This window comes from Empedobacter stercoris (assembly GCF_025244765.1).
Classification (GTDB): Bacteria; Bacteroidota; Bacteroidia; order Flavobacteriales; family Weeksellaceae; genus Empedobacter; species Empedobacter stercoris.
Map to the genome: position 1 here is coordinate 1,271,565 of NZ_CP104209.1, position 14,985 is coordinate 1,286,549.

At 26.3% G+C, this 14,985-nt stretch carries 12 protein-coding genes; 1 reads left to right on the forward strand and 11 read right to left on the reverse strand.

The window, feature by feature from the left end:
- Positions 1-3 precede the first annotated feature (3 nt).
- The 10 genes from NZD85_RS05985 to NZD85_RS06030 form a co-directional block, all read right to left on the reverse strand.
- Positions 4-342 (reverse strand): HIRAN domain-containing protein, encoded by a 339-nt coding sequence (locus tag NZD85_RS05985; protein WP_260544206.1) that lies wholly within the window; start codon positions 340-342, stop codon positions 4-6.
- Between the two features lie 71 nt (positions 343-413).
- Entirely contained in the window at positions 414-1,664 is a 1,251-nt protein-coding gene (locus tag NZD85_RS05990; protein WP_260544208.1) for an exodeoxyribonuclease VII large subunit, read from the reverse strand.
- Positions 1,665-1,687: 23 nt separating this feature from the next.
- Positions 1,688-3,193 (reverse strand): DUF7017 domain-containing protein, encoded by a 1,506-nt coding sequence (locus NZD85_RS05995; protein WP_260544209.1) that lies wholly within the window; start codon positions 3,191-3,193, stop codon positions 1,688-1,690.
- On the reverse strand, positions 3,186-5,297 hold the full coding sequence (locus NZD85_RS06000; protein WP_260544210.1) for an ATP-dependent DNA helicase: 2,112 nt from the start codon (positions 5,295-5,297) through the stop codon (positions 3,186-3,188). The genes NZD85_RS05995 and NZD85_RS06000 overlap by 8 nt, the downstream gene beginning before the upstream one ends.
- Before the next feature lie 31 nt (positions 5,298-5,328).
- Complete coding sequence (locus NZD85_RS06005) at positions 5,329-6,348, reverse strand: hypothetical protein (protein WP_260544211.1); 1,020 nt, start codon at positions 6,346-6,348, stop codon at positions 5,329-5,331.
- Position 6,349: 1 nt separating this feature from the next.
- Positions 6,350-7,948, reverse strand: a complete 1,599-nt coding sequence (locus NZD85_RS06010) for an AAA family ATPase (protein WP_260544213.1) — start codon at positions 7,946-7,948, stop codon at positions 6,350-6,352.
- 42 nt (positions 7,949-7,990) lie between these two features.
- The gene (locus NZD85_RS06015; protein ID WP_260544215.1) at positions 7,991-8,428 is read right to left on the reverse strand and encodes an exodeoxyribonuclease X C-terminal domain-containing protein; all 438 of its coding nucleotides are present in this window, start codon (positions 8,426-8,428) and stop codon (positions 7,991-7,993) included.
- A gap of 60 nt (positions 8,429-8,488) precedes the next feature.
- Positions 8,489-9,475, reverse strand: a complete 987-nt coding sequence (locus NZD85_RS06020) for a helix-turn-helix transcriptional regulator (RefSeq protein ID WP_260544217.1) — start codon at positions 9,473-9,475, stop codon at positions 8,489-8,491.
- Positions 9,476-9,694: 219 nt separating this feature from the next.
- The gene (locus NZD85_RS06025) at positions 9,695-10,531 is read right to left on the reverse strand and encodes a hypothetical protein (protein ID WP_260544219.1); all 837 of its coding nucleotides are present in this window, start codon (positions 10,529-10,531) and stop codon (positions 9,695-9,697) included.
- Complete coding sequence (locus NZD85_RS06030) at positions 10,532-11,575, reverse strand: tyrosine-type recombinase/integrase (RefSeq protein ID WP_260544221.1); 1,044 nt, start codon at positions 11,573-11,575, stop codon at positions 10,532-10,534.
- A gap of 1,107 nt (positions 11,576-12,682) precedes the next feature.
- Between NZD85_RS06030 and NZD85_RS06035 the strand changes: the two genes are divergently transcribed.
- On the forward strand, positions 12,683-13,519 hold the full coding sequence (locus NZD85_RS06035) for a T9SS type A sorting domain-containing protein (protein ID WP_171622868.1): 837 nt from the start codon (positions 12,683-12,685) through the stop codon (positions 13,517-13,519).
- A 191-nt stretch (positions 13,520-13,710) separates the two neighbouring features.
- Here NZD85_RS06035 and fabV read toward each other — a convergent pair whose 3' ends face one another.
- Positions 13,711-14,910: an enoyl-ACP reductase FabV gene (gene fabV / locus NZD85_RS06040; protein ID WP_188319694.1), complete on the reverse strand. Its 1,200-nt coding sequence runs from the start codon at positions 14,908-14,910 to the stop codon at positions 13,711-13,713.
- Positions 14,911-14,985 lie beyond the last annotated feature (75 nt).

Below are 14,985 nucleotides of genomic sequence, written 5' to 3' on the forward strand. Positions count from 1 at the left end.
GATTTAATTTTCTTGAATGTTATTTTGTTTAAGATGAACAACTACACGAATTTGTTGTTCGGGATGTTCGGTAGGATCTACTTGTTGTATCACCACGTCAAAGATACTATTATAGTCCATGACAAGCAATTTATAGAATATTCTATTTTCTGAACGAGGTACAAAACCTAATTTGTAATCGTTGTAATAAATGGCTACAGCTCTGGCATCGAATTTATTTTCGGTTTCTAATTCTAAACGTAATTCTGTTCCGACTTTTAGTTTTTTGAAACATAATGCAGCTTCGTAAAAAGTAAGTCCCGCAATGTGAAAGTTTGCTAAATGTTCTCTTTTTGTTTTCATATCAAACTATTTTTAAAGATTGTTTAGCAAACTTAAATGCGAAGTGCGCAAGGGAAGTGCATTGGTAAAAATTACTTAAAGAGAACAGCTCCTAATATTAATCCAATAATCAATATAATTATATAAACATAAATTGGTGTACCTTCATTTTTAGCATTCTTAAGATTTGAAATTTCTTGATTTAATCTTTGTAACTCAAGTTTGTTTTTATTTTTTTCATTTTCAATTGAAATAGTTGAATTCTTTTGATAGATTTCTGCTAAATCTTTTTTAGTTTTTTCAATTTCTTCTGTTCGAGATTTATTCATTTTTTGAATTTCCTCAGACAAATCTTTTACAGATTTTTGAGAAGATTCTTGTAGCGCTTTAAACTCTAAATTCCTTTTATTTAATTGAGTTTCTAAAGTTTTAACTTGCTCGTTAAATTGTTTGGTAACATCTAATTTCACTTCATTGATTAATGCGGCTCTTGAATTTGATTTTTCTAACGTTAATTTCTCGATAATTTTATTTAATCCCACACCGTAATCCAAAGGAAGATTAAATCTTTTGTCTGATAATTTATCAAGCAAAGTTTCATCAACTGTATGTCCAATAGCGGTAATCATTAAAGAATTGATTGAAATAAAATAATTAGCCAGTTTAACATCATCAAAAGCATCAAAACTTTGTTTATCACCACCACCTCGTACTATACCAATAATATCGTAATCTTTGATTTTTAATTCGGATAATTTATCAAAAATTGATGTTGCCGAAGTTATGTTACACGTATAGTCATCAATCAGAAATTCATTTGCTGCAATACCTAATCCTTCATAAAAATCACGTTGTACTATTGCATTATGACCATAGATATTGGCTATTCTAATTGTTTCTTTGTTAGATAGTTTTTCTCGAATAAAAGTTTCTAAATCTTTAGAATCTTGATTCAACTTCTTTTGAAGAATTTCAAATTTTTGTAAATCTTCTTCAGAAATCGTCTTTTCTTCTTGTTGAATAATTTCATCCACCACAAAAACTAATTCTATACTAGAATTTTTAATTTTCTTTTCGATAAAACCTCTTAAAACGTAAGCTTCGTTATTTATAATTTTAGTTCGTAACAACGACGATATTTTTACTCCAATGCTTACAGGCGAACTTTCTGAATAAACAAAATCATAATAATAACCTGCATATGATTTTCCTTGACCATATACATACTTTCCTTTTAAAAAGACTAAGGAAACTGTTTCTTTTATTTTTAATGCATTATTAAAAATGCCTATAATAGAGCTTGGGGAATATATATGAACGTTTTGTTCGATTGTGTTGTTCATTAATTTATTATTTTACGATTGGTTTAGTTATCATGAATTTTCAACATTTTCCAACCCCAATCGTTTTTCTTTTTATTAAAAGATAACAATGCAGTTCCATTTATAGACTCTCCATCTATAATACCTTTTTTTTCTAGCAATGACTTTTCAATAAAAACATCTTCAAGAAATCCTATTCCAGCCGGTATAATTTTAACGACTCCAGAAATTTCTTTTAAAAAATCATGTTTTGTATTACTTTTCTTTAAAGAATAAATTTTATAAAAATTTTCTTTTGGTTTACCATTAAATCGAATCATTATACTATCTCCGATCCTTAAAGCTTTAATATTTCCATTATATTTAAAAAAACCTCTTTTATTTTTATTTATAGTAAAAGAAATTATTCCTTTTTCAAGATTTACATAATCAATTATAGCAAGTTCTTCAGGAATATCTTGATATAATAATTCTTCTGCTAAACTACTATTCTCTTTGTAAAGATTGAAATTATTTTTAGTAGAATTAGTGTTAATGTACCAATCAGAATTCTGCCATTGAGTTATTTGAAATGGGATTTTAAATCCACCTTTATTTTTAACCGAAACAATATTTTCTATTTCATATTTTGCTTCTGAGAACATATTTTTTTGAATTAATAGATCTGCAAATGTTTGTCTAATTTTAACCAAAAAATCATCAGATGTTTTTAGTGTTAAAGCTTTCGCATATGAACTAAAAACAATCTCAGAATTATTTTTATGGATTTCTGCCATTAATTGCCATACCCAATAGTCGTTTCTTTTTTGTCTTGCAAAAGGTAAGTAACTCTCCATTATATTATCACCTCCAATACGTAATAATAATTTGGCCTTAAAATATGGTGGATATACATATTGAGGATAGTCATTAATTATTTGATCTAGTTTTGGTAAAAACCAATTTATTTTTTCCCTATCAAATTCTTTTTGCCCTCCATAAGCATCTAATGATATTCCCTGCTCTAAATGCTTAGCATAACTAATAAAAACTTGTTGAGCTAATGCCATTATTTTACGGTTATTGAATTCTTCTTCTTGAAAATCATGTTCATTTAAATTCTCTAACCCAACCCAATCGATAACCGAAATATATTTAGGATTATCTTTAAATAATTTATGCAAAGATTTTATTAGTATTGAAAAATTTTGTGAAGGTTTTTCAAAATTCAAACTATAAATTTTCTGAAATAGAATGTCAGATTTATTATTATCAATCGGATTGCTATTAGCTAACTGATAAGCCATTTTGTTAATAGGCCAAATCAGATTATTGATTAGCATTTGTTCATCGTTTAACTCTAAATTGAGAATATTGTCAATTACAGTAATAAAAGCTTCAAAATCACCTTTTTCAGAATGTGCTTTTAAAAAATCATAATAAACCCAACCTATAGCTCTTTTATTCCAAATATTTTCAGGTTCATTTCCTAAATTAATCAATGCTAAATCTAAGGCTTCTTGTAATTTACCTTCTTGTCTTAATTCTTTTATTTGTTGATTATTATTCATTAGAAAGTTCTTTTAATTTAGTTAAAAGGTTAGAAAATTTTATGTCTTTTTCTATATTATTTGTTTTAGGTAAAGCTTTCGTCAGATTACCTTCTTTATTAAAATAAAATTGAATATTTGAATAGTAGTTATCTGATATAAAGTAATAGTTTATATAATTATTTTCTATACTTTCAACAATATTTGAAATATAAATTTCCAATTCCAAGCAGATAGATTGAATAAAAGAGTATAACTCTTCAAATATTAAGGAAGAAGGCTGATAATTTATTTTATAATTTAATTTGGGAGGTTGATTAAATATATCTACAAGTTTTTGATCATTTCCTGAAGTTAGTTTAAATGGTTTTTCGAAATAACCATTTCCATTATGATACCCTTCTAGGATTAATAAATCTCCATTGTTTTCTATTGTATATCTTTCTAAATAATCAGTAGAAAAAACATTGTTAATTGAATAATTAGTTCCTTCTAATAAAGAAAGAATATCCCAATATTTTTTACTTTTACATAAATGTTGACTTTCAGAATGAAAAGGAGATTGTATAATATTTTCAAAAATTATTGCTTCTTTTGGTATTTTAGAAATTTTAGTAATATTACCTATTTCAAATTTTTTAAACTTAGTAAAATGTGGTGGATTGATAGCATACACTTTGTTTACACCTCTTGTTGTAGCAGTGTAACACCATCTTAAGGGGTCTTTCTTTAAGCTAACACGTCCTGTGTAATCTATAAATACTTTATCCCATTCCCCACCTTGAGCTTTGTGACAAGTAATAGCATAACCAAATTTACATCTAACAGCATTTACATATGGATCAGATAATAATTCATCTTTAAAAACTTTAGACCCTACTTCAGAACTCTCTAATCCTTTTTCTTTTAAAATATTCTGTTGTTCATTAAATTTGATCACGAAGTTTAGATAAATTGCTGTTATTTCTTCATATGTCAAGTCTCTATTGCGAGAATGCAATAAATCATCTACTATTTTTACTGGAATAGCATCAGAATAATTATCTAATTTAATAATTACATTTCTAAAATTGACTGTGATTACTTTCTTAATTTTTTTTCCATTAACTTCAGTATAAACAGGAGCTGAAATACTTTCAGTAGATTGAGAAACAGTAAGTATTTTTGCGAAATCTCCATTAAAAATCTCTGTCACTCCAGAGTATACATTACTAACAATTTGTACAATATCACCTTCAGAAATTGTCTTGTTATTAGGAAAATATTGTTCCCGAATTAAATAATTGTATTCATAACAAGCATTATTAGAATAAGCAATGATTATACTTGAGTTTAATTCTGGGATTGGATTTTCTATTAAATAATTTTCTATAATTTCATTTTGACCTATTTTTTTAAAAGAGTAGTTATCATAATTAAAAATTAATTCAGTTACTTTTTCGTTATCTATAACTTGACGAATAATGTTCGAGTTTTCTAAAATTAAGTTTTTATCTTGCCTCTTTACTTCTTTTAATTCATATTCATTAACTAAAAAATTCTTACTTGTGAATAGTGACCTATCAAATGCCCAAGATTTATTATCTCCTACAGGTAATAATTGTGCTGGATCTCCAACAAAAATTATTTTTGTTTTTTTATCAATTATTTGAGCATATGTCAAAAGATCTTTCAATAAATTATCTGTTCCAAACTTAAATAAAGCCTGTTTTGATTCTCTTGATGAAATCATAGAAGATTCATCAATAATTAAGATACTACCATCATTTTCTAAAGATCTTATTGGATATTTTATTTCTATTAAAGCATTTGTTTCCTCTTCTTTATTCTGAATAACATCAACTGATTCTAATTTATAAATTGAACGATGAATTGTTTTACCATATCCTGTTTTATTTCTTAATATTTTAGATGCTCGACCCGTAGGCGCCATTACTTCATGAGCTTTCCCTATAGAATCTAAATATTTTATGAGTCCTGCTAATAAAGTTGTCTTACCAGTTCCTGCATATCCTTTTAATAGGAATATGTGCTCATCATTAACAATAAAATTGTTTAATAATTCTATCGCTTTATGTTGATCGTTCGTTAATTCTAAATGGCCGAAGTAATTCAATATATCCATAACAAATTAGATGGTTATTTTTAACATTGTTCTATATTATTGCATTAAACAATCTATTCTTTATTTCAATTATTTCTGTTTGTTCAAAATTTGAGAAATAATATGTTTTATCATGTATGCTTAAAGAGTTCAGATTACTTAGCTTTAAAGATTTTTTCAAATATTCTTTTAACTCTAAAATTCTAATTTTCATTTCATCATATTGGGTATCTCCTGATGAATCTGTATTATTACGTGTATACATAGTTTCTATAAGCAAATCATTATTATCTAACACTTCATCTTCTTGATCATCAAAAATCTTAAACCCTTTATCTGTGGTTACATTTAAAAAATTGGTAAATAATTTTCTTTTATGAAAAGCCTTATCTATAACTACTTCAACCTTTATTTCATAAGACCTTAAACTTTCTATTTTAGTAATTAAATCAGGAATATATTTATAGAACGTATTAATTTGAAAATCCTTCAAATCTTTATTCTTATCTGTTACTATCAGTATATGATAAGGCACATCTAAATCTTTTGGTAATATTGAATCTATTAAATATAAAATATTTATATCACGTTGATTATTTGCTTTATCATTATTTCTATTTCTTTTATTATCATTTATATGTAAGATATATGGATCGTTAATAATCAATGAATTACTCACTAGGTTTCTTTCATTAAATAATACCTTCCAATTATTTGAAGTTTTCCCTTTAATTAAGTTTTTAAAATAATTTAATTTAAAGGGATTTTGTAAAACAGCATCATCTACAAGTAAATTACCTCTATTTATTACACTTATTCTTTTATCTAATATCACATAGTTTGGTTCAATATCAATATCTATTATATTATTGAAGATTGTAATATTACTTCCGTTATTAAACGAAAGACTAAAATCTGATATCCTTGATTTAATTGAATCATCCAACTCTAAATCTGCTAGATATAAATGTATTTTAACTTCAGCTTTATCTAAGATATAAAACCAATCTTCATATTTATCTTTATTTAGAAAAATTTCATTAAGTTGATGATAATTTAAAATAATGTTCATATTAATTCTTACTTGTCAAATTAAATCTCATCAATTCAAGCATATGATTTCCAGCTTCATCAAAGAATCCAGAACCAAAGTTCTTGTCTAAAGAACCGTCCTTATTTATCTTCAATTGATATGGATCTTGATTTAATTCTGTTGGGAAATATGTGATACTTAAATTATTTCGATCCAATTTATTTTGAATTGATAATACCTGTAATCGACGAATTAAATATTCAGAATGGGTTTCTACTATAAATTGAAACTTTGAATCTTTTGAATGATGATATTTATTCGAATCATTATAAGTTGAAATTAACAAATCTGCCAACTTAGATTGAAGAGAAGGATGTAAATTCAATTCAGGTTCTTCCAAAATAATTGTGGGATTAAAAACATAACTCTTTATTTGAGTTGCAATTAATAATAAGATTTTAAAAATTTGAACATTTCCAGTCCCTTTATCTGTCAAAGGTATTTTGACACCTTCATTTTCAATGATTAAAATTTCGTAAGCTTCTCCACCATAAAAGTTAATTTCAAAAGATTTACCGATATTAAAATGTTCCTTTCCTATCCAATAATTTATAAATTCAGTTGCTAAATTTTTACTTTTATCTTCAGCTGAATAATAATTATGAACTAATTGAGCTAAATCATTACTCTTATCTACTATTGAATTCAAATTAGTATATTTTTTGAACGCTAAAGGAAGAAAAAGCAAATTATTATCTTCTATAAAGTCTAATAATCTATTCCCTGTAAAAAAGATTTTATCATAAAAATTTTCGGATTTTAAAATAGATTTAATTCTATAATGAGCTACAATTTCTTCTTTTGTTGGATTGTATTTTTCTATATAATCATCAATTAAGAATTTAATTTCTTTTCCTAATAAATCATCATAATCTTTTAAAGTACTTTTTATAGCATTATTTAAATTATTAGGTAAATTGTAATTTAATGGAATAAAATCAATTGAATAATCACTAAACTCTTCTCCATTTGATAATATAACATACTCTTTTGCTAATAGTTCTAAAGTAAATTCATCATTAGTATTCATCATTTCATCTTTCTTGATCATATCTAATATATCCTCGACATAATCTTGATTATTTATAAATGAAACTGTAAATAAATTTTCAGTTAGTTGATCTCCATACATCATTTCACTATTTTCAGAATCATATCCGATAGGTAAATTCATTAAATTTCCTTTTTTAAAATGATACTTATAAGCAATATTGTTTTTTAAATCTGTAATTTTAAACAATAAAACTTTTGCGAAATTTGATTTTTGATGCTCTCCAAGTTCTAATTCAAAATTAAAATCATTTAAAGATACATTAAACTTCATAGTATCATTATTGTCAGAAAATTGGCAAATTTGCTTTTTGAAATCCTGAATATTTAAATCTTTATAAAGAGCATCAGAAAAATCAATTTCAAATAATTTTCCTGATTTAAGAAAATTATAAATCAATAAATATGATTTTACGATTGTCGATTTACCAGAACTATTTGTTCCGACAAAAAAGTTTAAATCATTCAACTCAATCTCAGGAGTTGAAATATATTTTCTAAAATTATTTACTTGTATGTAATTTTTCATTTTTTCTTTTATATTTTAAAAATTTATAATGATGTATAATTGTTAATCTAAGTTCCAATAAACATCATTCATTGTTTCAGGATCATCAGTACCTGCTGCATAAGATAACCAATTGTCTTGCATGTCATTTATCCAATCGTCGTAGTAATCATCATCAAAATAATCATCATCTTCATAATTTTGATTTTTCAATATTTCTAATTCTTTAAATTTAGAATCGTTGATCTTTTTAAATCCAGAGATTACCTCTGCAAAAGTAGGCTGCTTTGTTTCATTTAACATCGCATGCAATAATTCCATTTCATAATGAGTCTTAAAAATTGGTGCAAACAAATCTTCTCCAATAATAAACCAACTTACATTTTCTATACACCATTTCAAATATTCTGGATTAGAATCTAATACATATTTAATAGTACTTCTTTTGTATTTTCCAAAATCAAGAATTGTATTTTCTGTATATAATTTTAGCTCTCTCATAGGATGATTATTAGTATTGGACTATGCAAACTTATAATCAACCTGTGCACTCTAATTGCACTAATAAAACTCTTTCATTTTTTGTACTCTTTCTTTTAATTTATCAATCAATTCAATTGGTTCTAAAACTTTCATATTCTCGCCATAGGAAAGGATTAAAGATTCTAACTCATAATTTAGTTTCACTTGTAAATACAAATTGTTATCAATAATTTTCTGAGAACCATGGATTGGTTTTGACTTGATGTAAGGAATAATATTATCGGATAACACTATTTTTACTTTTTCTACTTCTTTTGATAAATCATTGCTTACTCCAATTATATCCTCAAAATATTCATCAAAATCTAGTTCAGATTTTTTATAGATTTCATCATAGATTTTAATTTCTATAATTCTATCCAATGCTAAGTTTTGAATATAATTAGCATAATGATTCCAACCAAAAAGAAACCAACGATTATTGTACTGCTTTAGATAATAAGGTGAAATAATAAATTCTTGTTCTTGCTCTGATTTATACGATTGATAAGTGATTCTTAAAACCTGAGAGTTTTTAATGTAATTATAGAGTGGAGTTAAAAATTCTAAACCAACTAAGAATTCATTTTCTTCAAAAGAAATAATATTCATTTTTGAAGAATTATTTTGAACATCAATTAATTTTGTTTCAAGATTTTCTAATGCATTAACACCAGGAATTCCTTTGATACGTGATAATAATTCAACCGTATTTTCCAAAGCTAATTGCTCATCTTGAGTTAATGGTTTATTTAAAATCGAAAAATTAAGGTCTTCATATCGATAATATACTTTTCGTCCATCTTTCAAAGAATCAATAGGAGCTTGATAACCTGCGTCACTTCTCATAAAATCAATATCCATAAAAAGCTGACGACGAGAAACAGTAGTTTCTACGGCATAATGAGCTGTTAAAACGGCATTACAAGCTTCTATCAAATCATTGATATAATACTTGCGATATGGATTACTAAAACATTTATCTAATGTTTTGTACCGAATTAATGCATTTTTATTGACCGCCATTATACTATATTGAATTATCAAATATAATGATATAAAGGTAAATAATTTTACGTAAAACCGTAAATTATTAAAACTTAATATTTACACATTTTATAAAAACAACTACAATTTTGAGTACATTATAAGCATTTTTACTGCATAAAAAATAAACATAAAAATTCTGATTATCATATAGATACAATCTAACATGTAAATAATGCAAAAAATGTATTGGTGAGATTATTCAAGATTATACAGCTCTAACAAATATTCAAGAAATTCTTTGTTGATATTTTCTTTTTCTTTCTCAAGATTTTGATAAACAAATAAAATAGCTTTTTCTAATACCCCTTTATTTTTAATTAAATTTTCAAAATCTTTTTTAGTTACAAAATTGTTATTACTTCTTGTCTTTCTAACATTTTCATATTTATTATTATATAAATATTCAAACTTTTCTCCTCTGTCAGTTTTAACAGCATCTCCAAATATATAATCATCAATCTTGTTAGTTTTTATCAATAGATATTCAATTAATAATATTGATTTAGGTAGACCTTCAAGTGTTGAATACCTTTCAAAACTTTTATATTTTGATTTAATATTTATAAATTTATCGTTAGAGTTTATTTCTCTTTTAATATCTTCTAATTTAGATTGTCTTATTTTTTTATTTATTAAAATAAGGTTTTGTATATCTGATTTTAAATCATTCAAATTTGGTCTTATATAAGCTAATCCTGTAAATAATTTTCCATAAATATTAAAGATCCATATTTTTTCACTCCTAAGGTGTGTCATTTTAAGTGCTATATCACGATAAAAATCATAATGAGCTAAATAATTTTCATCATCTAAATTAGAATCGATTTGCCTTAAAAAAGGATTGTTATTTAATAGATTTGTTTTATATGAAATCAAATCTATATCATTAAAGCTATTTTCAATTTGATGTTCACTTTTAAGTGAATTTTTAATTACAGAATATATTTCATCTGCAATTCTGACTTCTAAAAATTGATGAGCTAACCTTCCTAATATATTTTTTTTAGGCAATTCTACTTTATATTTTTTCATCTATATTAAATTTTGAAATGCGTTCTCCATGCTTTTTATTTTAAAATCATCATCTGGTTTATAATATGCTATAAATACTGATAATGAAGTATGACCTGTAATAGACATAATTACTTTAGCTGGAACTCCTTGATTTAGCATAATTGTAATAAAGCTTCTACGAGCTGTATGTGATGAAATTCTTTTATAAAATGGTATATTTTCTTCATTTATTTCTTTTCCAAAACGACGAATTTGTTTTGTATTCATTTTAAAATCAGCCAATTCAAAAACCTCTTTGATGTACTCATTGAATTTTTGATTTGTGATTATAGGAAGATTATAATCATATTTTGTTAAGATTTGCTTAGTAACTTTTAGCAATGGTATAGATAGTAATTTTTCTTTGTTCTTACAATCAGGAACAAGAATAGTATTTCCTACGACATCTTTTTTACTGAAATTACTATAGTTAGAAAACCTCTGACCAGTTAAACAACCTATTAAAAATAAATCTCTTACTTGTTCTAATCGTTTGTTTTTAGATAAATCAAAATTATAAATCTCAGTAACTTGATTAATGTTTAAGGCAATTTCTGTAGTAGGTTGTTTTTTAGGTTTAACAAATTCTATAAAATCAAGATTAGTTGATTTTTTATTTTTGACTGACCAATGTAAAAACGTTTTGAATAGCCCTATATTTCGATGAAGTGTATTTGCTGATTGTTTTTTAGTAGCAACAGAAAATTTTAAAAAATCATTATAAAAAGATTGATTAATTGATTCAAAAGTAATTTTACGATTACTCTGAGTTTGAAATTCCATTAGATTATTCTTGAAATATTCATATCTTTTTATAGTTGAATTAGAAACACCATCTTCTGTAAAATCATTCTTTTTAAACTCCAAAAATTCATCATAAATAGAAAAAAAATCTTTTTTCAAATTAGTTTTTCTAGACAAACTATTATCCAATTCAGTTTTTAAATTAACTGACGTTAATTTCTCTCCAATTCTATTATACGTTGATTCAATTTCAATAAACAAGTCACTAATTTTATTCAAGTCTTTTCTTAGATTTTGACAAAATGCTGTAGAATGATATTTAAGCTTGGTCGTTTTAGTTGTTTTATTTTCAAAATCCCAATCAATAGGATGTATCTTTTTATTTGTACTATATACTAATGATTTGTTTTCATCCTTAAAAAAACAGTAAAATAAATCGGTGTAGGCTCATCAATTTTTGGATTTCTTAGCTTAAACGAATATTTCATGTTGCTATTTTTGTTGCTATTATTTATATAATTTAATACATTTTCTTGTTATACAAACATATAAATTAAAGTTTAAAACATTGATATATAATGTATTTAATATTTCGAGTAATGTTAATATTTAATAGGTTCGAATCCCTCACTCTCCGCTGATAAAGACCAATAGAGTAATCTGTTGGGTTTTTTGCTTTTCTGAAGTTGTTGAAAATTATATTTTCATAAAAACCAAAAAGAAAACGAAAATTTGTAGATGCAAAGCATCAAATATTTTCTTAGAATCACTTTCACTTTTCTTGGGAATATGAAATAATCCCTCACTCTCTGCGACATCGGGATTAATATTTTATTTTCAATCGATTACTTAAAAATAACCACTCTACCTATCCGTTTACAAGCATTAGAAAATATAGAATTGTAAATACGTCACATCATCGTAGACTAAATTAGTAAATTAATTTTGATAAAATATTTATTTAATTCGGCTATAATATCACTATATTTATATCTGAAAATCAATAAATTAGAGATATTCCTATTTTTTCTAAAGTTCTTTCAATTTTCACACTTACATTCTTCCTTCTATAACGCCTTTATACTACCTTTATAACGCTTTTATACTACCTTTATAATGCATTTATAATACATCTATACCTGAGTAATAGCGTAGTTTATTCGATGTAAGTGGGAGTATAATTCGTTCATAAAGTATTGATAAGAGAATGTAAGTTTCACATGTAACAAAGAGACTCCATTCCTAAAAGTTTTGTGAAGTATTTCTACTTTAAAAGCTAATGATTTTACATCAGTCTTTATTGTACAAATAAAGTTAGCCAGATATTCTTAATTTTTGATTTTGTACAAATATAAATAAGATTATATTAGCTGAAATTAATACAATATGAACAAAAAAAATTACTTATCTATTTTATTCGGACTAATTTTTAGTTGCCAATTCATTAATGCGCAAACGACGCTTTTATTTACACAGGAACAAGCATCTGAAGGAAGTGCAATAAGTGCTTCTTCATCTTCCCGAACTATTCATGCAGCGGATGACTTTATTTTAACCTCAACTGCTACATTATCGAAAGTGGTTTTACATGGTGTACAAATTATGCAAAATCTTTCTTCAATTTTAAAGTCAACTGACTTTTATATTATAGAAGCTGAAGAGTTGACAACCGAACCTGGAACGCAAAACGTTATTTACAAATCCTTACAATCGATGGATGGAGTAAAATTGGTATCTCAAGGGATGAGCCAAGATTTTGAAATTGATTTGAGTAATCATGCGATTAAATTAGAAGCAGATCGTAAGTATTGGATCGTTTTTAGCGCATATATTGATGCAGCGTATCCATCTAATTTGACCGATTGGCATTTCTATCCAGCAAACAACAAAACGGGAACGAGTTTGGCGAAAGTATTTACCAACGATAAATGGACAAATCAAGCTACAGGTATAACTTTTAGCATTGAAGGTGAAAGCATTTTAGGAACAACGGAGATTTTTAGTAATGCAACTGCTACTTTAGCAACAACGGTTGTAAATCAAGTATTAGAAGTAATAAATCCTGAGTTTCTGTCTTTGTCTGTTTATGATTTTAATGGAAAAAATGTTTTAAATTCTACACGTAAAATTAACCAAGTAGAATTTCTTACTCCAGGTGTTTATTTAGGAGTTATTACGACTAAAAATGGACAAAGGATTTCTACAAAATTCATTAAAAAATAAAACCTAATTCATAATAATACAAAAAAGTATTCTTATTCAACAAATAATATTGGAATTAACGCTTCTCGATAATAAATAAGAGATTAACTGTCTATTATTGTAGCCATCATCTTCCACTAACTCTCGGAAACAAAACAATAAAAAAAGCCTCAGAAATTAATTTCTGAGGCTTTATATCTTTGTAAATTATTTTATGAAATACTTGGAACAGTTACCAATTCGTTCGTATCTGCTTCGTAATCGATTTGATCGTAATTAAATCCAAATAATTGGAAAAACTCATCACGATAACCTTTGATATCCGAAATTTCGTTGATATTTTCAGAAGTAACAATTTTCCATAAATCATCCACTTCTTTTTGTACATCTTCTCTCATTTCTAAGTCGTCAATACGAATACGTCCATTTTCATCTAAAGGAACTTCTCCGTTCGCTGTGTATAAACGCTCTGCAAACAAACGTTGCATTTGTTCGATTGTTCCTTCGTGAATATTTTTATCTTTCATCACTTTGTACAATAATGAAACATATAATGGCACAACTGGAATAGCGGAACTGGACTGAGTAACTAATGCTTTATTTACAGAAACGTACGAAATACCATTCAAGTCAGCTAATAATTCATTGATCACTGGAACAGTTTTCTCTAAATCATTTTTAGCCATACCAATAGATCCATCTTTGTAAATTCTATGTGTCAACTCTGGTCCGATATAAGAATAAGCAACTGTTTTAACACCTTCGGCTAAAACGCCTGCGGCTTTCAAATCTTCCATCCAAAATTTCCAGTCCTCACCTCCCATTACTGCAATTGTGTTATCAATTTCTTCTTGCGATTCGATTGGATTGATTGTAATATCCGTTACACTTGCTGTATGGAAATCAACTGTTTTATTTGTAAATGGCTCACCAATTGGTTTTAAAACTGAAGAATAAGCTACACCTGTTTTAGGATGTGTACGACGTGGCGAAGCTAAACTGTACACGACTAAGTCTACTTGACCTAAATCTTTTTTGATTAAATCAATCGTTTGTTGTTTAATTTCATCTGAGAAAGCATCTCCGTTGATACTTTTTGCATACAAACCAGCTTCGTGCGCTTCTTTCTCGAAAGCGGCTGTATTGTACCACCCTGCAGTTCCAGGTTTTCTTGGTGCAGCTGGTTTTTCGAAGAAAACACCTATTGTTGCTGCATTATAACCAAAAGCAGCCGTAATACGAGATGACAGTCCAAAACCTGTCGAAGCTCCAATTACCAATACTTTTTTTGGTCCTTCAGTTGAAATATTTTTTGATTTTACGTACTCAATTTGATTGTGAACATTTTTTGCAGTTCCCTCAGGATGAGTTGTAATGCAAATAAAACCTCTTGTTCTTGGTTGAATAATCATTATACTTAATTTAGTCGCATAAATTTATAAAATAAATTCAATATAACGAAACCTTCTTTTAACATACAGAAACAA